The organism is Halioglobus sp. Uisw_031 (assembly GCF_047729875.1).
Classification (GTDB): Bacteria; Pseudomonadota; Gammaproteobacteria; order Pseudomonadales; family Halieaceae; genus Marimicrobium.
The window spans coordinates 1289316-1311633 of sequence record NZ_CP159826.1 but is presented as its reverse complement, the minus strand read 5'-3'; the positions used below and the strand labels follow the sequence as shown (position 1 = coordinate 1311633).

Sequence of the window (22318 nt, the reverse complement as noted above, 5' to 3'; positions counted from 1 at the left end):
GTCTCAAATCGGCTCGCAACTCGCATTGGCCACACCCGGCGCCGTCCAGCCATCACCATCTACATCAATAAACAGGGGGTTGGTAAAGGCGAATGCAGGAACACCCGATTCTCCAAGATTGCCGTCTGTCAGGTCCTCCAGTGTGCTGTTGCTATCCCTGTTCAGACTGGCAGGGTGAACTGGAAACAGCGGAGGGGAGACCCCATCGGTACCGCTCGCCGTCACCACAACCCAGGTGTCGTCGTCAATTCCCTCAAGCGTTAAGGTCGCGGTGATGTCGATGCGCGATCCACCTTGGACTGCGGCGTTGATCACGACCTCAATTTCCTCCCAATCTTCATCACCGGCACTGATCTGTGCATTGGCACAGACCCCGTAGCGAGCGGCCTCATCGCTAGCAGTGAGGAGCTCAGGCTGATTGTTGATATAGAACTTTATCGTATCCACCGGTGCCCACTCCGGTGTAATAACAGAAGCGGTTAACACAACATCACTGCCGGAATCAGCCGACATGGTGACGCTATCTTCGAGACGCAGACCCGCGTGCTGGCTAGTGCCGCTGAACTCTCCGTCCGCCTGCACTAAAAGGTGCGGTCCGTTTGTACCCAACACTTTACCAGCCAACAGATTTGCAGCGAGGGCTTCGGCGTCTGCCGCAACGTCCGGTGGATTGGTGGTCGCATTGGCGATCAATGTACGTGCTGACGTATGGGTAAATCTGAAATTGTGAGTATCAGAATTGGCGACACCAATTTTCACAATACCCTGATTCATGAGGTTGAACCAGTCTCCCATGTTTTGGCCCACAAACTCGCTGTCTATCGCACTCCGGCCATTGGCGCCAATCCATACTTCCAGCGCATCAAACCCATCGTCAAAAGCGTTAACTATCGATGGATCTAGCCGTTTGGCCACTAAATTTGCAGTCGATCGTGGGGGTGTCATGCCCGTATCAATCGCCAAACCACCGGCGCCAAAATAACTCCCAATATGGTTAATCTGCACCACAACATTATCCTTGGGGTCGTCATGTAGTCCCGCAATGATTTCAGCAGGCGACAGGTTGTAGTATCCGTACGCGGGGAAATCTCGTCCTGGAGGTGCGGGGCCGGCCCAGTCGAAAGACCCACCGCTAATGCTGTTTGGATCAATGGTCAACTGCCAAGCATTGAAGTGCCCATAATCGAAGGTGGTGGTCTCACTACTGACCGCGACGCCAATCAGGTCTTCTACACCCATAGCCCGCAAGGTCGGCGCATAGTCAGAGCGAACACCGTGATCTGAACCCACGAAAAAGTCCATCCCCTCTGACAGCATTACCGCTACACGCTGAGCAAAGGTGACGCTCGAGTCAGGGCTCTGGATGGCATGCACATGAAAATCGCTGTGTACAAAACCGTTGTCATCAATCAGCCTGACAATTTCCGCCTGCACTGTCGTCACCTGCCCCGCCGTAATGGTGATATCTTTTTTGTATACGGAATAACGAGGTCCGCGTGATATCACCAGTTGATAATCACCGGGCTCTACAGTGATCCGCTCACTGGCCCCCTCACGATCAATAAAGGCGACTTGCGCGATACCAAAAGGCAAGCCGTCTGCCTTGTAATCACTAAACACGCCGGCCTCTTGGCCCCCAATAAGCGTCGCCGCAACGTTCGTTAAGGGTGGACTCGGGTCAAACCCAACCAGTTGCAACTTAGCAGGGCCGGGTCCAGTCTCGTCAATAACCGTGACGTCGAGAAAGCCTGACGGGGGCATGTCAAAATCGCGAGTCACCGCCACGTCTGTCTCAACTACCAGTGTCAATGGGTCGTTATCGGAAAAGCGGTAGCCTTCCATGTTTGCCCTGATCTGGTAATCACCAGGAGGAACGTTGAGGCTGTAATCGCCGGCGGCATCTGTCGTACTGTGGTTAACAATAAACAATGCCGGTGGATTCGCCTCGGCATCTAGCACCTGATACACCACTATTTGAGCATTCTGCAGCGGCTCTCCCGCGCTGCTCACCGTGCCGCTGACGGCAACCGCCTCTATGCCAAAAATGTCATTGCGAATATCTGCAATGCTGGCGATGGTGCCATCACCGACGGCAAAGTATCGCCGCAGTAATAACGCGCCATCTGCGGGGATCGTGTAATTTGCCGGCTCAATTCCAACAAGAAGTTCCGCTGCCGAACTGCCGTATACGATAATATTGACGCCGACCTGTGAAAAACTAGACGAACCCTGTTCACCGTGAATGAGGCCATATGACACGCCTTCTGCGCCGCCTACGCCGCCATAGGCAACAAAATTACACTGGTCGCAGAGACCTCCATCCAGAGCCCCGCAGGCAACGTAGGTCTGTTCTGGGCAAGACGAGGTGAGCGTCGGATCACCGAATCCCGCATTGACCTGAAAGAATTCGACCTGGCCAGAACCGTTGAGATACTCTGTCATAAAGACATCAAACGTATCCGAACTCAGGTTCTTGAACGTGCTGTCGAGTACGACATATCTGTCGCCCACCGCCAGGCTATAGCACGTTTCAATTTCGACGGGCAAATCTTTGTCATCTGCAGCGGTTGGCAGCGTGACACCAAAACCAGCCACCGCAGAACTGGGATTGGCCAGTTCCAGCAAATCATCGGGCCCAGTAGCGCAGATCACGGCGGGTTCGCCGTCGCTGCCATCGTTCTGCACACGAATATCCGTGTAGTTTGGCGTGTTCTCGATATTCAGGCCGATCACAAATTCTTCTAGATGATCGGGCAGCATGGCGCCCGCGGCGTCCTTACGACTGACATCAATGATGTTGCCGCCAAATGTACCGATGCTAAGCCACTGCCGGCCTGCTTTCTGAATGATGACCCGCAAATTCTCGTTCTCGAGCACGTAATCACCCGGGACACCGCGCGCGAGTGGCCCGGACAGTAAGTCTGCCTCGGTTGCTACACGGGCCGAAGCCATCGGAGCAGCGTTTTCGGAGGGCTGATCATTATCGCTATCGCTGCAGGCGGAGACAATGGCAAGCAGCGATATCAGACTGCACATCTTTAATAGAGGTGAAACTCGATTTAAAGACATCACAGTAATCCCGAATTCTTTGGAGCCAATCTTGAAAATAACAGAAAAATGGCATGAATCGCAATGTTTTGTGCGCCTTGAGCAGGATTTATACATTCCCAGTGGGCGGGTGTATTGGCGTATCCCTATGAGCACTATCTGCTCCAATGCGAACCCTCTCAGCGGCAGTAAAAGTAGGGAGAGGCGACACTGACACGCTAACGTGTCAATATCCCTAGGGACATCTGGGTTTTGCTGCCTAGGCTATAGCAACTTAAAAGACGATGAACTGACATTCAGATAGGTGAATTTATGGCCCGTAAAACCCATTATCGTGCTTGTCATTTGTGCGAGGCCATCTGTGGGCTCGTGATTGAAACCGAGGGAGCGGATATTGTCTCCATCAAGGGCGACAAGACCGACCCGCTAAGCCAAGGCCACATCTGCCCCAAGGCAGTGGCCCTGAAGGATCTGCACACAGACCCGGACCGACTGCGCGCTCCGGTGAAAAGAGTGCGCGGTGATGACGGAGAGGACCACTGGGAGGACATCAGCTGGGACGAGGCGCTGGATACCACCGCTACCCGGCTAGCGCAGATTATTACCGAGCGCGGGGTAAACGCTGTGGGTATCTACATGGGCAACCCCTCGGTGCACAACTACGGCATGATGACTCACCAGAGCAACCTGTTCCAACATATCCGCAGCAACAACCGTTTCTCTGCGACCAGCGTGGACCAACTGCCCCACCACCTCACCTCATTGTGGCTGTACGGGCACAAGTTGCTGATTCCCGTACCTGACGTCGACAACACCGACTACTTGCTCATGCTAGGCGCAAACCCGCTGGCCTCTAACGGCAGTATCTGGACCGTACCGGGCGTAAAGAAGCGCCTGCAGGCGCTAACCGCGCGCGACGGTAAACTGGTAGTCATCGACCCGCGCAGGACAGAAACCGCGACCATCGCCAGCGAGCATCAGTTCATCCGCCCCGGTACCGACGCCCTATTCCTGTTGGCACTGCTCAATACCCTCTTCAGCGAACACCTCACCAAGCCCGGCGCGCTGACCGCTTTCACCACCGGGCTGGATGCAGTGGCGACTGCGATCGAGACGTTTACACCGGAACTTGCCGCCGCCCATACGGGAATCAAGGCAGACGTGATACGGCGCATCGCCAGGGAATTTGCTGCCGCCGACAACGCTGTGTGCTACGGCCGCATGGGCGTCTCCACTCAGGCCTATGGCGCACTGTGCCAATGGGTGATTCAACTGATCAACATCGCCACTGGCAACCTGGACAAACCTGGCGGTAGCCTGTTCGCCACACCAGCAGTGGATACCGTTATGACCAGTAGCCCCGGAGGCCACGACCGACATCAAAGCCGCGTGCGCAACCTGCCCGAGTTTGACCGGGAACTGCCCTCCGCCTGTCTGGCAGAAGAAATCAGCACCCCGGGCGAGGGGCAGATTCGGGCACTGTTTACTGGGGCCGGTAACCCGGTGCTGTCCACCCCCAATGGACGGCAACTGGACAGCGCCCTGGAAGGGCTGGAATTTATGGTATCGCTGGACCCGTACATCAATGAAACCACACGACACGCGGACATCATTCTGCCCCCCACCTCCGCACTGGAACACGATCACTACGACATCAGCTTTCACCTTTTTGCCGTGCGCAATACCACACGTCACAACGAGGCTGTGTTCGACAAACCTGAAGGTAGCTTGCACGACTGGGAAATTTTTAATCAGTTGGGTAACCGACTGGGCAAATTGCTGGGCAAACCGGAGCAGCCTGCCATGGCACCCCATGAGATCATCGATCTGGGCCTGCAACTAGGGCCACACAGTTCCGAGGGCCTATCGCTGGAAAAACTGCGCCAGAACCCCTCCGGCATAGACCTGGGCCCACTGCGACCACAACTGCCCGAACGCCTGGCAACAGCAGAAAAAACAATCCGCTGCGATACCCCCCAAGCGATAGCTGACCTACGCCGACTTTTCGACGAGTTCCAGCAACCGGATACCGGCAAGTTGCGACTGATCGGTCGTCGACACGTGCGCTCCAATAACTCCTGGATGCACAACTACCACCGTCTGGTAAAAGGCCGTGACCGCTGCACGCTAATGATGCACCCGGACGATATGGCTAATCAGGGTATCGCCCCTGGGACTCGCGTGACTCTCGCCTCGAGAGTAGGCTCAGTCGACGTGACGGTAGAGGCGACGAAAGACATGATGCCCGGCGTGGTCAGCCTACCCCACGGCTTTGGCCACGACCGACACGGTATTCGCATGAAGACCGCCATCGCCCACGCGGGCGTGAGCTGCAATGACGTAACCGATGATCAGTACCTGGATGTGCTGTCCGGTAACGCCGCCGTCAATGGCGTACCTGTCACGGTTCGCCGAGCCTGACAGCGCCGTGCTGATGGTGGTCTAAGAGGTTAATGGCGTTTATCCATGCGCGCAGCGTATTGTTGTGCGAGGGGCTCTCAATGTCGGCGTTCAAGGATGCGGACCACGCGAAACGACACGAAACGCTGAATTTCAAAAACACTGTTATGTTGCCGAAAGTGAGGGCTATTTGTCCATAGTGACCTGCCCGCTTTTCAAAGTTGCGTTATATCTCCTCCTCCTGCAGGCTCCATAGCGCACATTTAGCGATCGAAGATTTCACCCCAATCCATACTCAATCTAGACACCGTTCACCGTGCCCATCACGACGTAAGCGCTCTGCAAGCGATGTTAGAGTGCATTTCGGTTTTCCTGTGAAACAGTATGCACGAATGCGAAGATGCCCTATATTCAGGTTGGTTATGAACAGGCAGGAGACCCTCTCAGTGCACATTTTTTTACGCGTCGCAGCGATTATGTACCTCAGTTATCTCATTATTACTCTGCTGGTGATATCGCCCGCACTCAACTTGCTTCCACACAAATACATGCATGACACTTATGACCGAGAGCTAGACACCGGCTGGGTGCTCCTCAATCCTTTCACGCTGAGCCTAGACATCAGTGATGCACGCCTGAATGATGCCACCGGAAAACTCTTCGTCGCTTTTAGTAAAGCCTCTATAAACCTATCACTGGGAAGTTTGTGGCAGTCAGGTTGGGTGTTCGATGCATTGAAACTGCAGGGACTCGACCTTGAGGTGACACGTATCACGGAAGATGGATACAACTTTTCTGACTTACTCAAGAGCAATGAGGAATCAGCAACAAAAAGCGGTGACAGTTCAAGTATTCCTCGCATCACAGTGCACGATCTGACGCTGCAGTCTGACATCCTGATGATTCAGGATCTCGCCAGAAAAACGCCCTACAGCAGTCAATGGAGTGGTTTACAGATACACATGTTGGACGTCTCTACGGTGCGTCAAGAAGGCAAACCCTACACGGTGACGGTAGAAGGCGAGAATGGTGGCAAACTTGCCTGGAAGGGCGAAATATCGATTCCAAAAGGGTATAGCACAGGGCATCTCTCTGTCACCAAACTATACCTGCGCAATCTATGGCTCTTTGCTGAACCTTGGCTACCATTTGAATTAAAAGATGGACGACTCGCTGTCGAGGGAAAATATCAGATAAACTGGAATGATGGTCTCGTCTACAACGTCCGCGATGGACATATCGGCCTCACGTCAATCAATATCCTGCCACAATCTCTAACCGACTTACCAGAGACAGCAGTCAGTCTCGCAGCATTAGACATCACAGACATTGCAGTGAACAGCGCCACTAAGACAGTCGCGCTTGGCGTCGCCAGTGTCGACCAGTTAGCAGTGTCCGGCTGGATGAGAGAGTCCAGCATCAGTCTTAAGCAGATGTTTACCGTAGAATTGCCGGAAAGCGCAGAGCGTGCTGATGAAGAAACAACGGCACTCGACTGGACGATTGCGCTTACCGAGGCAAAACTAGTCAATAGCGAGTTGCACTGGCGTTCTCCTTTCACAGCGCCAGAGTTACTGGATATTAAGGAAATAAACGCCAGTATCGGACCTATCACTTGGCCCCTATCGGGTGATTCACAGATTTCCATAGACCTCGCAACGACAGAAGAGGCACAGATCACAGCACAGGGGACGCTGGCGATGGCCGACGGCAATGGCACGATAGACTATTCACTGAATGCGCTGCCACTGAGCATGTTGAATCCGAATCTACCTCAGGCGTTAAAGGCGAGAATCACCCGCGGAACCATCGCGATGAAAGGCCAGGTCACTCTAAAAAACTATACGCCGGTCTCTATTGCTCTTAACGGCTCTATTAATAAATTCTCCGCGCGCACAGAAAATGAAGAAACAGAACTCACTGGCTGGGACCTAGTGCGATTTCAGGGCTTGGCCGCAGACATGGAGGCGCAAACGCTGAGTCTAGAACAATTAGCCATCGAGACTTATACCGGGCGCTTACATATTCAAAAGGATGGCTCGATCAACGCCTCCAATATTTGGAAAGAGGAAGCAGGCGAGCAGCCTCAGGACATCACAGAAAACTTGACGCAGGCAGAGCCTTGGTCCATTAGTCTTTCGTCTATCACTATCAGCGATAGCGAAATTGACTATATGGATCGGTCGCTCCCCATCTACTTTCGCACCGTCATAGGAGATATCGAGGGCAAAGTACTCGGCATCACTTCCGAGCCAGGAAAATCAGCCTCAGTAGACATTCAGGGTTCGGTAGAAGGATATGCACCGGTAGTGCTTAAGGGTAGCGTGGCCCCGTTTTCAGAGCAGCCGGATTTCAATTTGAAACTGACATTCGATGGGGTCGATATGGCCGGACTATCGCCTTACTCTAGTACCTATGCTGGTTATAAAATCGACCGTGGGCTATTGGCGTTAGAGCTTGACTATACCCTCAAAAACGATCAACTAAAGGGCAACAACTCTGTGGTCATCGACAAATTAAAGCTGGGCGAAAAAATCGCCAGCGACAAAGCGGTCAATCTACCGCTGGAGCTTGCCCTGGCGATACTGACAGATGCCAACGGCGTTATTGACATGCAGGTCCCTGTCGCAGGCGATGTAAACAGTCCGAGCTTCGAACTCAGTGGCGTTATCTTTAAAGCTTTTATTAACATCCTTACGAAGGCGATTACGGCCCCCTTTACCCTGCTTGCTGGGCTCGTCGATAGCAAACAAGACCTGCAGTTCATCGACTTCGCGTCTGGCTCTATCGCTCTTAATGATACCAGCAGTGAAAAACTGACTCAGCTAAGCGGCGCTTTAGCGCAGCGACCGAATCTGTCTCTGATAATTACCGGGCGACTGAATATTGAAGCAGACCGCGAACGCCTGCAAAAAGACGCCCTGAATGTTCAACTGTCAGAGGATGGCGTTTCGCCCGAGGAGATCAAAACCAAGGGGCCACAATGGCAGAGAGCCATTAGTAAACGGCATAAGCGTTATGCTCGCAGTATCAGTGGTTCCAATGAACCCAATGAACCCAATGAACCCAATGAACCCAATATTGAAGCACAATACCGCCAGTTAGTAGGCGCTGTTGCAGTGCCTGACGAAGCGTTGATAGGCCTCGCCGAACAACGGGCCGTAGCCGTGAAGACGTATCTGGTCAATCAGTCTGGCATGGCAGCTAACCGGGCGGTGATCGCAAAAGTCTCGCTAGACCCTAAGACCACCGATTTCAGCGGCGTGGAGCTCGGCATAGAAAGCTAGCACGCAGCGCGGCGTATCAAGAAGACTGCCTATGGAAAAATGCTTAGCCGGAGGAAGCTTATGAGCCATCGTTCATAAAAAACTGATCATAGGTCGTACGCTGACCCCACTCAGCGAACATAGATAAGCACGCTCATCAAAAGAAAATTGCCGCTATAATCGTTAGCGCAGTCGATGTTGATGTTGATGTTGATGTTGATGTTGATGTTGATGAGGCAACAGTTGAACACTTTATCGCTAAAGGGCGTTTTACAGAGCGTTCGCAAGACAACCGCTGATGTGTTGCAGAGCAACCCGAGGAATATTGAAAAACTGTTTTCCGGAGGTGAGATATTGGAGCGCTACCTCGCGTAATAAAAAAGCATATTAAGAATAACTGGAGAGAAAAATGGCAAACTTACCGCGTCATAGAGTGGCGATGACGATACCCGGGCCCACTGCAAACGTGGCAGATTCCATCGCTATGGCCAAACGTCTGGAGCAACTCGGCTGGGACGATATATGGCTGGCAGATGCAGGCGGACTGGATGCATTAACCCTGGTACCCATGCTACTGGGCGCGACAGAAAATACCCGCATTGGTACCGCGGTGGTACCGGTGTTCACACGCACACCTGCTGTTCTGGCCAGCACATTTGCTGTCATCAACCAGGCCTACCCTGGGCGTTTCATTCCCGGTCTTGGTACGTCCAGCCACGCCATCATCAATAATTGGCATGGTTTGACTATGGAAAAACCGCTGACCCGTATTAAAGAAACCATGACCCTCTTACGCTCCATGATGGCCGGAGAGAAAACCAATTTCGAAGGCGAGACACTGCGCAGCAAAGGCTATCGCCAAGCACCGACGAGCAAGCAACCCATTTATCTGGCAGGCCTACGGCCCAACATGCTGGAAACTGCCGCTGAAATCTCCGACGGGGTGATTTTAAATCTATTTCCCCGTTCCGCCCTGCCCAAAATCATGGAACACATCGCCATTGGCGCCGAGCGTGCGGGTAAAGATCCGGCCTCCGTTGAGGTGGTGTGTCGGCATATGATGTGTCTTACGAATGACAAGGAACTGGGGCGTGCAGCATTCCGCGCGGCTTTCGGGCCCTACTATGCAACACCCGTCTATAACAAATTCCTCGCCTGGGCCGGTCATGAGGACACCGCCAAAGAAATAGCAGAGGGTTTTAAGGCCAGAGACAGGGAGCGCACCTCAGCTGCTATGACCGATGAACTGGTCGACCAAATTGCTCTCATCGGCAATGAAGCCGAGTGCCAGGATCTCATTCGCGAATACGCCGCAGGTGGTATTCATACCCACGTTATGGCTCCAATGATTCCCGACCCCCAAATGATTGAAAACACTGTGATGGCCTTCAGCAAAGAACGCTTCAGTTTTTAGATCTCGACAGGAGCAGGTAGCGGGTAATAAAGTCATCGGAGCCGGCAACATGATCCCGCCAAAGACAGCGCGCCGCGCTGCGCGTTCAATCTCAGCGGCTCGCGCACGCACGTAACGGTTTTTTATCATGCGCGCTCATTGTCAAAATAGACCGCATGGATCATTCCATCACCTTTCAATTGAGCGATACGACATTGGTGTAACTGGGGGTTTGGCCCGTTTCGCCTGTAAGCACCGCACAGCTCCTCGGGCACACGGCCCGAGATCACCTCCACATCAGTGGCTTCAATCTCGGTCTAGACCAGTGCAAAGCATCCCCTGAGATGCGGGCTATCGGACTGCCAATTGTGAGACTACCAACCGACCACGGTCTAGTGCTCCTGCGCGCGCGGGCCGCCGGCCAACACGGATCAAACAATCTGGTTGACAATCCCATTTATATTTGCTATATGTAAATGATAAGAAAGTTTACGCTGAGTACACGGTATCCTCTAATCATAAAAAGAGCCCTACTCATGAAATTATCCCGCAGCCAGATGTTAGTCAGCCTATTGCTATCGATAGCAATTCTTGGCGGCTGCAAGGACAACCCACCCGCTGCCGAAGCCTGTGTCACAGGCCCCAATGGCGGCAATCCCGTGATTATCGTGGGTGGCCTATTCCTTTCGACAGCTGCCAATGACCTATTCCTAGGCAACGCCATACGGGCGCAAGGCTATACCTATTGTATACTGGAGCTTAAGGGTACAGAGGAACTCGGAGAGCTTCCCGGCACTATGAATATTGCTGTTTCGGGTCTGGCTTTAGCGGCCTTTGTTTATGACGTGCTGGAATGGTCTGGTGCTACGAAGGTTGATCTAGTAGGACACTCGCAGGGCGCTCTGGCATCTCGATTTTATCTCAAACATTTCGGTGGGCAGGCCACTGTCGATAAAATGATCTCTTTGGCTGGCCCCAACAAGGGTACGAGTTCCATCCCGTTACTAGACTTTTTTGTCGGACCGGTACTTGGAGCCTTCGGTGTCGAGTGTGAGGGGGTTGAGCCTTGTGTACAAATGCAGATCGACTCGGATTTTATCACCGAGCTCAATGCTGGCGATATGACACCTGGCAGCGTAGAGTACTTCGCTTTCTATACCAATAATGATGAGTTGGTTTGGTATTGGGACGAGGGGCCGTTCGGCATTCCGATCGTAAAGTTCGACAATGCAGAACTCGGACCCGGTGCCACCAATATTGAGTTAGGAGAAATGTGCCCGTTCCGTTGGGTGGGCCACGTTGGAATGATCGCTGATCCTGTGCCCATTGAAATGACATTGGATGCTTTGGCGGGAAACCCCATTTCGGTGCCTTATCTCCTGTGCTGGTTGCCGCCCGTTGTCCTCTAAGCACCGAGAAAATTGCCTAGCCTGTGATGTAAGCCCAGTGCTGGGGTAATAGGTAAAATTTTCGCGGAATTGTGTGGGTCACCGGCCAACACGGATCAAACAATCTAGTCGACACACCCCGTTTATGTTTCCTATACTTATGCACCCAATAGTGAGCTCGCATCCTATGCAAGGATGGACACCTGATTTTATATCAGAGTTTACCGCTGGTGCGATAGTGCCTAGACTCCCGTTCGACTAGGTATTTTACAGCTTGCGAAGAGACTTAAAATGACCCGACTGACTAATAACAACTATAAAATATACGGCGATTTTCCGCTAACCATTGAAGCGAATAAGCATAAAAGTCTTGAGCCTTTGCTGGATTGGTTGCGTAAAGAAAAAAGTCTATTAGAAGAGGCTATGCTTAAGCACGGAGCCATTCGTTTTAGAAAGTTCGACGTTAGGACCCCTGAAGATTTTGAAAAGATTGCGCGGGCGATTGCACCTGAACTAAAAAATGACTACCTAGGCACGTCGCCAAGAGATGCCGTAACTGATTATGTTTTTCATGCGAGTGAGCTGCCAGGGTATTTTCCGATACCGCAGCATTGTGAAATGAGTTTTTGCGCTAACCCTCCTGAGTTTCTATTTTTTTCGGCAATGAATCCTTCCGAAGAGAATAGCGGTGAGACACCCATTTGCGACATGCGCAAGGTATGGAGTCAGATGGATGAAAATATTCGGGAGCGCTTTAGGTCAAAAGGAATGAAAAATGTGCGCAATTATTCTGCACCCGGAGCACCAGCAGGCGATCAAATGCAGCTCAAGTCTTGGGACGAAATGTTTCAAAGCACTGATAAAGACATTGTTGAAAAAAAGTGTCTAGAGGAAGGTTTTGATCCTGAATGGAAACAAGACGGTGGGTTAAGACTTTGGGGTACACAGGAGGTGAGTAAGCAGCATCCAATTTCCGGAGTAGAGGCTTGGTACAATCACCTTGCGATATTTCACGTATCTTCTCCCGCTGGAGAATATCAACGTATCTGTGATTTTCGTCCCACTGAAGCAAATAGATCTATTTTGGAAATGGCGCGATCCCTAGAAAAAGATATGCGAGAAAAACCACCAGAAGATCTATCCATGCATACTTTCTATGGAGATGGTAGCGAAATTCCAGAAGAAGATATTGAACATGTGCGCGATCTTATTTGGAAAAACTTACAAGTCAATGCCTGGCAAAAGGGTGATGTCCTAGCGATTGATAACGCTTCGGTCTCACACGGACGCTTACCTTATAAGAATGAAGATCGCGAAATATTAGTCTGCTGGTCCTAACCTCAGAAAAAGCAGCCGCAAAGATCGACATCTAGACTGCACTTTATGTCGTGCAACTCGAGCCAGCATTTGGCCGATCAATTCACGGAGCTCTGACGCTAGACGGTGCATTTTGGATGGCCGGCTATGTAGGAGAAGCCTAATTTCAGTCTAATGACAAGCGTCTTGAAGCTGCTAATGCGGCTAAAATCAAAGTGAACGCAGGTTCGCTTTGAACAAAAACGCCGCTTACAAAAATGGCCGCAAAGGAGCCAGTGTTTATTACAATAGCTGAGCGAAATTACTCAGATTGTTAGGTCGCCTGCTGATGCCCGTTAATGCCCAAAAACCCGTCCTCTTGGCGGTGGAACCTCGAAGTAAACCGTGCAGGTGGTTTGCACCCTCAATCCCAGAAACCATAGCCTTCGGTTAGGAAGTCATAGACACTCCTAGTTTCAACTGTGAAATAACACTGAGGAGAGCCCGCAGGCCGGCCGATTTCAACATACCAGGTGCCACCAGCTCCCTCACACGCTGCACTGCTGTTCAGCGGAGGAAAATCGACTACCTGAGGAGCGTCCAGTTTACTTAGTAGCTCATTGGGCACTATGAACTCTCGGCCGGTATAACGGTCGCTCACGCTTTGCTTAGCATAAGATGTGCAGGCAAAGGGGTTGGCTGCGGTGTTGTAGCCCAAGCCAAGACCGGTATTAAAGGGGTTGGCATCTTGGCAAAAGGCGAGGGCCGCGCGTAACGGACCGATCATTTGACGGTAATCCGTATTGTTTGCTAGAGCCGGGATCAAGTAGTTCTCGTTAAAGCCTTGGAAGCAGTCCTCTGTCGTGGCTGAACAGCCAGAGGCGCCGACCTTGCATGCCTGTGCCGGGCCCGCCGTGGTAGGCACCACAAAATCAAATGCCATCATCACTTCGGAAGAACAACTTGAGATAGTGCCATCAGTTCCAGAGCCGGTGGAGGGCCATGTCCGCTCGGGGTAGGCGCCAGATCCCCCACAACCGGTCATCGTGGTGAACACGTCAACAACGTCCTGATCTTTTGTCATCGTTGTGTACGGCTCAATCATGAGTTGCCCAAGTTTTAGAGGAATGACAATTTGGAAATCTCTCTCCAGGGCTTTAAACCAAGACTCGAAAGACGGAACTCGAGCTACATCGCCGGAGGGAAGCGTATAGACTGCGACACGCACGGGACTGGGGGATTGAGCTCTGGGTGGGGCGTCTACTGCTGTAGGATAGACCGAAGGAATGGTGATGCCAAACCCAATGAACGACTGAATTGCTGTAATCAGCTTAATCATGGTCGCGGGGTCGTTCGATTGACCCCATTTTTTATTCATTTCGAGATAGCGATGCGCGTTGGTACTGCCGTTGCCCCAGGCGTATTGAAAAGTGTCAGCGTAGAGATTCGACTCTGGCACAAACGCGCCCGCCGTCACGTAAAGATCTGGAGAAATGCAATTTTCCGCAGGAGCCTCAAATTTTCTAACGGCGTTTTTGTAGTCTTGTGGTGTCGTGATCGTATACTGTCCGCCTTCACACTCTTTCGACGGCTGGCCTATTGGTTGATCACTGCATGCGAGCGGTGGGCCGACCGGAAATAACTCATCCGAATTATTGCTATCACTACAGGCCGAGAGCAACGCAGCTCCCGTGAAGACGAGAAAAGCAATACGGCAGGTGCGACCGATCACCTGAAAAGAAGACGTTAGCATAGTGAATCCCTTGCTCAATGCGGATACTGTTGAATTATCCGGATGTGAATCATGACACTCTCTAAACGCCTGTCAAGGCACTTTGACAGGACTATCGTGCTACCGCCAGTTGCCAAGATTTGCTTGAAGGGCGCATTGGAGAGTCGGGCGAAAATCGAACCGGCGTGCGCGGAGTTGCAGTCCACTGCATGACCACTCTGCCACCAGCCTGATTGGGAGGTGGAGCGGGAAACCGGGTTCGAACCGGCGACCTCAACATTAGCAAGGCTGCCCTTGGCCCCTTCCATTGTCGGGCAACCCATCGATGGAATCCATTCAGTCTTCAAGCTTCTAAACACCCGCTCCATCGGGGTGTCCCAACAATTTTCCCTACGACTCATGCGTTGTATCATGCGCTATCGATAGGGTCTTTGGGGGAATAGGCTACTTACATATTGGCTCCGCTGATCGCGAAGGGATCTTCTCTCGCAGGCCGTTTATACGGCCTATACTTCAACGGATTCTAGACCCAACCTCAGTTGCGGGTTACTTGAGGTCCTTCACCCAGTCCCAGGCTTTGTACATCACAAACCCTGCTACCCCGATAGCAAGGAGGACAAGGGTTCCGTATGCAATGAACTCCACCATAATCTCGCTCAATTAATTAGCTAACGAACCCTAAATACACCGCAGCATGCCGAAAGCAGACCGATAACACTATTGTAGACTAATAGACCCTGTAATGCGTGGTGGTCGAGCGAGAGACTAAACATAAGACTTAGACAGACCCCTTTCGCACACCAATGGCTTGTTATCTGTTAGATCTTATATTGGAAACTACCGTTTCTGCATTTGCATTGCGAGCAGCTGCCGCAACCTCTTTCGTTACAACAGTTTTACCTATAGGTGAAATAGAAATTCCTGCTAGCTTCAAATGCTGTAATGCAAATGGAATTCCAATAATAGTTACAAAACAAGCAATAGCCGAAAAGACATGACCTAACGCTAACCAGAACCCAGCAAAAATGAACCAGATAATATTACCTACCATTCCCAAACCACCGGTACCAATGTCTTCAGATAAGGTTAATTCATCACGAGCTATAGCTACTTTACCAAATGGGAAAAAGGAAAAGCCAGCGATAACAAAACAAGACCTTCCCCAAGGGATACCTACAATACTAATAAAGGCTAAAAGCCCAAAGAAGCACCAGGCTAACCCCATAATTATTCCACCAAATATAAACCAAATTAAATTACCAATTGCTCTCATTTCATATCTTTATATTAAATTACAAAAATTGGTAGATAACCCAAACACATAATGCCGCAAACAATGGCACGCGTTAGCGCGTTCGCCTTGCTTTGTCTTGCTATGTGAATTATAGGTTTCTTGCATCATAAGCCCAGTGCAACAACGCTTGTCTTTGCTTTTTGCGGCATTGAAAATCATAGGGTTCACAGTACTTTTTTATTGCACCTGCATGACGCCTAAATGCTTTCCACCGCTTTATTTGCCGCTGATCCTCTTCGAGCGTGCGTCTACCTGTAAAATACCTGCAATACCATTGAAACCAACCTCTAGGATCTTGAGGGTGAATCCATCCCTTCTTTACCCACTCGCTCAATGGCTGCGAAGCATTTACTGAGAAATAGTTAAGATTCTCGTCTTTTATGTCACTAAGCTTTGCATTCACAAACCAATCATTTGGAAATTCGCGTTTGCAGTCATTCAAATACTTACCGCCAAAAATACCTAGCTCAAGCATTTCTTTAGGAGTTAACTCTGGAATAAATTGAGGATCAAAATTTTCACCAATAGGCTCAATTCGTCTGTATACGTATTCTTTTTGCATTTTGTCATTTACAGAGATCGTTTTCATGATCACCTATTATCACTGCCACATAACGCAAAGCTAACGAGCGGAGCAAAGCGACGGTTCAGGCCACCTACTGGCTCATCAACGAGTAATGATTGCAGCTTCTCTATCTGCTCTTCTGTAGGTATCAGTCCAGACATGGGAACCTCCACATTGCTCGTTCGCATGATGACGCATAACGCTTCAAGCTGGGGCCGCTGTAAATCGGTCCCGGCGCAAAGCGCCCTTGCTGCCTTGACTTGTTAGGTGTCATTTCTTTTCATCACTCAGAAGTGATAATTCCAACGTGTAGCGCGCAGTCTCACCGCGCCTTGCGGCACTGCGAATGATGTAGACTTGAACCATGTAATCGCCTTCTGTAAGCAGGGTTCCTTGAAACCTATTGCCCTCAGTCGCTCCTATAAACATTGCATAGTCTTCACCGGGAAATTTGCCGGGCTCGTAGATATTGAAGTAATTTCCCAAATTGTCAGAATTAAGTACAACAGACACAGACTGTCCCGTAGTGGCCCCAAAAATATAATTTACTGACTCATACTCATTAATTGTACCTGAGACTGATGTGCTCGTTGCCTCTCGGGGGAAGTGTATGCGTTCGGTGAGAGCGTTCTGTGCTAACAGTGATTTAGGTATCAGCGCCGCCAACACAATTACGCACAAGGTTGCTCTAATCATAACGTGATTCCATATTTGAGATTCATAATGCAATCTTGCGTACCGCATCGACGCCGATAAAGCCTATTAACGCCTTAAGAAGGGGCGCCGTCTAAGGCGTCCCGCTTGCTTAATTTGTTATGAGGTATTTCACCTATATTAGTGTCTAAAAAATCAATTATTATTGAGGCTGCATTTTTACGAGCGCTCTCCCGATTTACGCTAAACTTGCTTCCACATAGATCAAGGTTATCAATAAATAAATTTACTATTTTAATTATGATATTACATTCCATATATACAAAATGGCCGCCCCCCGCTAAAAGCTGCAGTTCTGAGCCCGGTATATGTTTTGCGTAACGTTTTGCATGTTTGTCTATGTCTAGAATCTCGTCATCTTCTGTTGCGATAATGAGAACAGGAATATTGATTAAGTTCAAACTAGCTTTATCAATAGCTGGGCCAACTGCTGGAGCCATTGCTACAACGGATTTAACCCGAGCATCTTTATAGGATAAAGATGCTGTAGAGTAATCAATAGTAACTTCATCATTTGCTAGGTCACAGTCCGGTCCGCGTTCACTGCCACTACAGTAAGCAATCATTAAATCGGGATTGTAAATAGCGCCCCCTAGCGCAATGGTGGTATATCCACCTGATGAATGTCCAACGGCACTAATGCGGTTGGGGTCTATATGCGCAGACAATTCTGGATCAGCCAGTAAAGTATCGATTAATAGGCTGATATCATTAGGACGATCCCATACTCGAATAACCCCCTCATCTGTATTATTACGAGCGTTATTAAATGGATGATTTAGAGCTGCAACAACGTACCCGTTAGTAGTTAGTTCTTTTATTAGCCAGCTGTAGTTATTATAGTCGCCTCCGCTTCCATGACTAAAGACGGCCAAAGGCATTTTCCCATCACTCTTCGGTAAGAATAATTCGTATTGAAATAAGCGGTCACCAGATGGTGAAACAACTAAGTTTCTTTGGTCATAATCAGAGGAGCAAGACGCTACTATAAAGAACAAAGTTATCAGTATTAATCGCACTATGGATACCTCATAACGCCGCCGGCACGGGCGAGCGGAACGCAGTGTAGCGAGTCCAGCACACGCAGTGTGCGGTGTGCCCGGCCTTGTTATGAGGTGTTTACTCGATTTGCTCATAATGATTGAGAGTAGCACCTTCTTCGTAGTACGGCTTTATAAGTGAACGGTACTCTTGATACAGCTCCGACCCTTGGAATTGCTCGGTATGTGCCTCTATGTGAGACCACTCGACGAGGAGTACATATTTCCGAGAATTCTCGATGCACTTGAGAAAGCGATGGGAGATATAGCCCTCGGCCTGCGAAAGGTAGCCTTGGGCTTTGGAGAATGCTTCCTCGAAGTCCACTTCCTGACCTTCTTTCGCAGTCCATTGCACAATCTCTAGGGTCATGCTGTCAGAGATGCCTCATAACAGTTAAGTATACGGAATCGTTCAGATAGCCCGATTCCATGTAAATATATTTCCATGGCTTCATTTAAAACCAGTATCCCACTGATAACAACCGATTACGGACAACACACATTCTGGAACCGGGCATACACGGAATTTGTGGCGTGAGGAACTCACCATTTTCGGTCAGTACACTTTGTGTGGATCTTCACTTAACCCCTAGAAATCATCTCGTTAGCTGCAGTTATTTTTGCACGATCAAGAATTCCGTTGAAAAACCGACTTCAATTTTTGTGATTATCATATACTGCATATATACGGTATTAATCAGGCGCTAGGCAGGTTCGCATTAGAGAAGGCAGGACACCCACTGGCGTACATCCAAGCATTAGCCGGGCACGCAGACACCAAGATGACAACGCTAGACCGAGAGGGGCATGAGACAGTTCAACCACAAAGCATGGCTGTGGGGAATCTAGACGACGTAGACTGGTCAAACATTAACTGGAGTACGCCTTTAGCTCCAGAATTACTCAATATTCTTGACTAAAATGAGAGAAGAAAAACTATGCTTTACTACACACCGCTTAACCGTGCGGTGTGCAGGGAATCTAAAATATTGATTTTTATAGTGAAATTGGTCGGGACGGCAGGATTTGAACCTGCGACCCCCACACCCCCAGTGTGGTGCGCTACCATACTGCGCTACGCCCCGAATTCGCCTGACTAGGCGCCGGCGGCATTATACTCAATACCACGTTTGATACAAAGGCTATTTAGCCGGACCTAGGACCTTAAGTACATCTTCTAACTCTTCGATGGTCTCCTTAATCACTGCCTGCAGCTCAGCCGGAAGTGAGGCCCCCTTACCATTGTCATCGGTCATCCGCTGCCTGGCACCACCGATGGTGTAGCCCTCGTCATACAGAAACGCGCGGATCTGTCGAATAGTTAGCACATCGTCGCGCTGATAGTAGCGGCGATTACCGCGACGCTTAACAGGCTTTAGCTGCGGAAATTCCTGTTCCCAGTAACGAAGGACGTGAGGCTTGACGGCGCAAAGCTCACTGACTTCACCAATAGTAAAATAACGTTTGCCAGGAATTGGCGGCAATTCATTGTTGTGTGTCGGTTCCAGCATATTCTTCTACTCGTGCTTTTAGCTTCTGACCGGGCCTAAACGTAACAACCCTGCGGGCGGAAATCGGAATCTCTTCACCGGTTTTAGGGTTGCGACCGGGACGCTGGCTCTTATCACGCAGGTCGAAATTACCGAAACCCGACAACTTGACCTGCTCATTGTTTTCAAGGCAGCCGCGAATTTCCTCGAAGAACAACTCTACGATCTCCTTGGCCTCCCGTTTGTTGAGCCCCAGCTCTTCAAATAGGCGTTCCGCCATTTCAGATTTAGTAAGAGCAACCATCGTCTCTTCTACCTAGTTTCTAAGCTCAGCATTATAGTTTTTTTCCAATAGATCAATCACTTGACCCACGGCCACATTCACATCTTCCTCGCCAAGAGTGCGCGATTGATCGCGGAATGTCAAACCCAGTGCGAGACTTTTTCTTTTAGGATCAATGCCTTTCCCTGTATAGACATCAAAAAGCCTTAAGTCTGTGATGTAACTTCCGGCAGCCGCTCGCACATCTTCCATCAAACGGGCCGATGACACCGCCTTGTCGACAACTACCGCTAAATCTCGGCGAACTTCGGGAAACTTGGACAGTTCTGCATACTTTGGTATCTCTCCTTCAAGTAATACCGCTAGATCAATTTCACAGAGGTACAAAGGCGCGTTCAGCCCCAATTCAGTGCCTACCGAGGGGTGTAGTGCACCCACAACGCCGACAACCTCACCCTTTCGGGTGATGCAGGCAGTCTGTCCTGGGTGGAGCGCCGGTCGTGAAGTGGCGCCGAAGCTAAAGTGTTCCGACCTCCGAGTCAGCCCCAGCAGGCTCTCAATGTCCCCCTTTAAATCAAAAAAATCAGAGTCATCGGCGGGCGACGCCCAGGACTCTTCAAAGCGCGGACCCGTCGATACCATGGCCAGTGTCGGCACCTGACGTAGGCCTGAATCATCGGGTATAAATCGTAGGCCCGTCTCGAACAACCGCACAGAAGGCTGCTGCCGGTTAGTATTATGCAGAACGGCACTAACCAACCCCGGCAGTAGGCTGGTGCGCATGACGGCCATATCGGCGGAAATAGGATTGCTCAGAACCACCGGCGCTTGCTCGGGATCAAATGTCCGCTGTAACTGAGGGTCTACAAAACTGTAGGTGATTGCCTCACGATAACCTCTGGCGCTCAGGTGCCGACGTAAATAACGAATAGACAAATCTGTTTCAGGCCGCGCCTGCATCTCCAGCTTGGCGTGGATATGGGTCACCGGCAGCCGATTGTAACCATAGACTCTGGCTAACTCTTCCAATAGGTCTACCTCAATAGTGATATCGAAGCGCCAACTGGGAACCGAACAACACCAGCCACCATCAGTCTCGGTGACACCCAGTCCGAGTCCACACAAAATACGTTCGACTTCATCGGCTGACAGACTTAAGCCCAGCACCTTCTCGATACGGGCAGCTCTGAGGACAACATCAGGCCGCGCGGGTAGATTATTTTTTGACACCACTTCCTGAATAGGCCCGGCCTCACCGCCGACCAGTTCCAGCAGCATTTGCGTGGCACGCTCCATCGCCTGCACCTGTAACTCAAAATCCACACCACGCTCGAAACGGTGGGAAGAATCCGTGTGCAACCCGTAGGAGCGGGCCCTCCCCGCCAAGGGTTTGGGAGCAAAAAATGCCGCTTCTAATACAATATCTTTTGTCGTGCCACTGACGGCTGAGCGCTGCCCTCCCATGATTCCAGCCATCGCGAGCGGCCCCTCACGATCGGCAATAACCAGTGTGTCTGCCCGTAATTTGAGTGTCTTGCCGTCCAGCAACTCGATCGACTCATCAGGTGCCGCCATACGCACTTCGATGGCACCGTGCAGCTTACCGTGGTCAAACGCATGCATAGGTTGACCGAGCTCCAGCAGTAGATAGTTGGTCACATCCACGACTGCATCGATAGAACGAACACCACAGCGGCGCAACTTTTCCTGTAACCACTGCGGACTAGGGCGGGATATGTCGATACCCTTGATCACCCGGCCAACATAGCGTGGGCAGCATTCCTCTGCCTGCACCTCGATGGAAATGGTATCCGTTATCGTTTCTGGAGCTTTGGTGAAGGCAGGCTCAGTGACCGCAAGTTTATTCAGCAAACCCACTTCACGAGCGATCCCCGCAATACCCAGACAGTCAGCGCGATTTGGCGTGACGCTAATGTCGATCACTTGGTCATCGAGTTCCAGATAGTGTCGTAGATCAATGCCGACAGGCGCGTCGGACGCAAGCTCCATCAAACCGTCCGCACTATCTGACAGCCCCAACTCCTGCTCTGCACACAGCATTCCCTGCGATTCCACTCCGCGCAGTTTTGCCCGTTTGATTTTGAAATTACCGGGGAGCTCGGCTTCTACCTGTGCCAACGGGACTTTCAGTCCGGCCCGTGCATTAGGCGCACCGCACACAATCTGCACCGTTTCACTGCCTGCACCGACCTGGCAAACACGCAACTTGTCCGCATCCGGATGCGGTTCAACGCTCAGAATTTCAGCAACCACAACACCGCTAAACATATCCGCCACCGGCTCAATGGCATCAACCTCAAGCCCGGCCATCGTTATTTGATGCGCTAGCTCTTGCGTACTCAGTGCGGGAGAGACCCATTCGCGCAACCATTTTTCGCTGATTTTCAT

19 protein-coding genes and 1 tRNA gene are annotated in these 22318 nt (G+C 50.7%); 6 read left to right on the top strand and 14 right to left on the bottom strand.

Going from position 1 to position 22318, the window contains the following annotated elements; all coding sequences use genetic code 11:
- Window positions 1-3: 3 nt before the first annotated feature.
- A complete protein-coding gene (locus ABXT62_RS06060; RefSeq protein ID WP_415357703.1) occupies window positions 4-3069 on the bottom strand; it encodes a carboxypeptidase regulatory-like domain-containing protein in 3066 nt (1021 codons plus the stop codon).
- 291 nt (window positions 3070-3360) lie between these two features.
- Here ABXT62_RS06060 and ABXT62_RS06055 point away from each other — a divergent pair, with 291 nt between their 5' ends.
- The 4 genes from ABXT62_RS06055 to ABXT62_RS06040 all read left to right on the top strand — a co-directional run bounded on the left by ABXT62_RS06055 (window position 3361) and on the right by ABXT62_RS06040 (window position 10128).
- Window positions 3361-5469: a molybdopterin oxidoreductase family protein gene (locus ABXT62_RS06055; protein ID WP_415357702.1), complete on the top strand. Its 2109-nt coding sequence runs from the start codon at window positions 3361-3363 to the stop codon at window positions 5467-5469.
- A 425-nt stretch (window positions 5470-5894) separates the two neighbouring features.
- Window positions 5895-8735, top strand: a complete 2841-nt coding sequence (locus tag ABXT62_RS06050) for a DUF748 domain-containing protein (protein WP_415357701.1) — start codon at window positions 5895-5897, stop codon at window positions 8733-8735.
- A 174-nt stretch (window positions 8736-8909) separates the two neighbouring features.
- Window positions 8910-9089 (top strand): hypothetical protein, encoded by a 180-nt coding sequence (locus tag ABXT62_RS06045; protein ID WP_415357700.1) that lies wholly within the window; start codon window positions 8910-8912, stop codon window positions 9087-9089.
- Between the two features lie 34 nt (window positions 9090-9123).
- Window positions 9124-10128: an LLM class flavin-dependent oxidoreductase gene (locus ABXT62_RS06040; protein ID WP_415357699.1), complete on the top strand. Its 1005-nt coding sequence runs from the start codon at window positions 9124-9126 to the stop codon at window positions 10126-10128.
- A 125-nt stretch (window positions 10129-10253) separates the two neighbouring features.
- On the opposite strand, the gene ABXT62_RS06035 is transcribed toward ABXT62_RS06040, so the two are convergent.
- Window positions 10254-10418 carry a carotenoid oxygenase family protein gene (locus ABXT62_RS06035; RefSeq protein WP_415358171.1) on the bottom strand — a complete coding sequence of 55 codons (165 nt, stop codon included), beginning with the start codon at window positions 10416-10418 and terminating at the stop codon, window positions 10254-10256.
- Between the two features lie 225 nt (window positions 10419-10643).
- Here ABXT62_RS06035 and ABXT62_RS06030 point away from each other — a divergent pair, with 225 nt between their 5' ends.
- Entirely contained in the window at window positions 10644-11516 is an 873-nt protein-coding gene (locus ABXT62_RS06030) for an esterase/lipase family protein (RefSeq protein ID WP_415357698.1), read from the top strand.
- A gap of 270 nt (window positions 11517-11786) precedes the next feature.
- Window positions 11787-12833, top strand: a complete 1047-nt coding sequence (locus tag ABXT62_RS06025; protein ID WP_415357697.1) for a TauD/TfdA family dioxygenase — start codon at window positions 11787-11789, stop codon at window positions 12831-12833.
- A gap of 382 nt (window positions 12834-13215) precedes the next feature.
- Here the strand turns inward: ABXT62_RS06025 and ABXT62_RS06020 are convergent, their stop codons facing one another.
- The 12 genes from ABXT62_RS06020 to pheT form a co-directional block, all read right to left on the bottom strand.
- Window positions 13216-14544 carry a hypothetical protein gene (locus ABXT62_RS06020; RefSeq protein WP_415357696.1) on the bottom strand — a complete coding sequence of 443 codons (1329 nt, stop codon included), beginning with the start codon at window positions 14542-14544 and terminating at the stop codon, window positions 13216-13218.
- Window positions 14545-14558: 14 nt separating this feature from the next.
- Window positions 14559-14924 carry a hypothetical protein gene (locus ABXT62_RS06015; RefSeq protein WP_415357695.1) on the bottom strand — a complete coding sequence of 122 codons (366 nt, stop codon included), beginning with the start codon at window positions 14922-14924 and terminating at the stop codon, window positions 14559-14561.
- Window positions 14925-15334: 410 nt separating this feature from the next.
- Window positions 15335-15796 (bottom strand): YccF domain-containing protein, encoded by a 462-nt coding sequence (locus ABXT62_RS06010; protein WP_415357694.1) that lies wholly within the window; start codon window positions 15794-15796, stop codon window positions 15335-15337.
- A gap of 109 nt (window positions 15797-15905) precedes the next feature.
- On the bottom strand, window positions 15906-16406 hold the full coding sequence (locus ABXT62_RS06005) for a hypothetical protein (RefSeq protein ID WP_415358170.1): 501 nt from the start codon (window positions 16404-16406) through the stop codon (window positions 15906-15908).
- Window positions 16407-16408: 2 nt separating this feature from the next.
- Window positions 16409-16543: a hypothetical protein gene (locus tag ABXT62_RS06000; protein WP_415357693.1), complete on the bottom strand. Its 135-nt coding sequence runs from the start codon at window positions 16541-16543 to the stop codon at window positions 16409-16411.
- Window positions 16544-16652: 109 nt separating this feature from the next.
- The gene (locus ABXT62_RS05995) at window positions 16653-17078 is read right to left on the bottom strand and encodes a hypothetical protein (RefSeq protein WP_415357692.1); all 426 of its coding nucleotides are present in this window, start codon (window positions 17076-17078) and stop codon (window positions 16653-16655) included.
- 74 nt (window positions 17079-17152) lie between these two features.
- Window positions 17153-18115, bottom strand: a complete 963-nt coding sequence (locus ABXT62_RS05990) for an alpha/beta hydrolase family protein (protein WP_415357691.1) — start codon at window positions 18113-18115, stop codon at window positions 17153-17155.
- 100 nt (window positions 18116-18215) lie between these two features.
- Window positions 18216-18506: an antibiotic biosynthesis monooxygenase family protein gene (locus ABXT62_RS05985; RefSeq protein WP_415357690.1), complete on the bottom strand. Its 291-nt coding sequence runs from the start codon at window positions 18504-18506 to the stop codon at window positions 18216-18218.
- Window positions 18507-19144: 638 nt separating this feature from the next.
- Window positions 19145-19221 (bottom strand) — tRNA-Pro (locus ABXT62_RS05980).
- A 57-nt stretch (window positions 19222-19278) separates the two neighbouring features.
- The gene (locus tag ABXT62_RS05975; RefSeq protein ID WP_415357689.1) at window positions 19279-19647 is read right to left on the bottom strand and encodes a MerR family transcriptional regulator; all 369 of its coding nucleotides are present in this window, start codon (window positions 19645-19647) and stop codon (window positions 19279-19281) included.
- Window positions 19622-19930, bottom strand: coding sequence for an integration host factor subunit alpha (gene ihfA / locus ABXT62_RS05970; protein WP_415357688.1), 309 nt, complete (start codon window positions 19928-19930; stop codon window positions 19622-19624). The genes ABXT62_RS05975 and ihfA overlap by 26 nt, the downstream gene beginning before the upstream one ends.
- A 12-nt stretch (window positions 19931-19942) precedes the next feature.
- A complete protein-coding gene (pheT, locus tag ABXT62_RS05965; RefSeq protein WP_415357687.1) occupies window positions 19943-22318 on the bottom strand; it encodes a phenylalanine--tRNA ligase subunit beta in 2376 nt (791 codons plus the stop codon).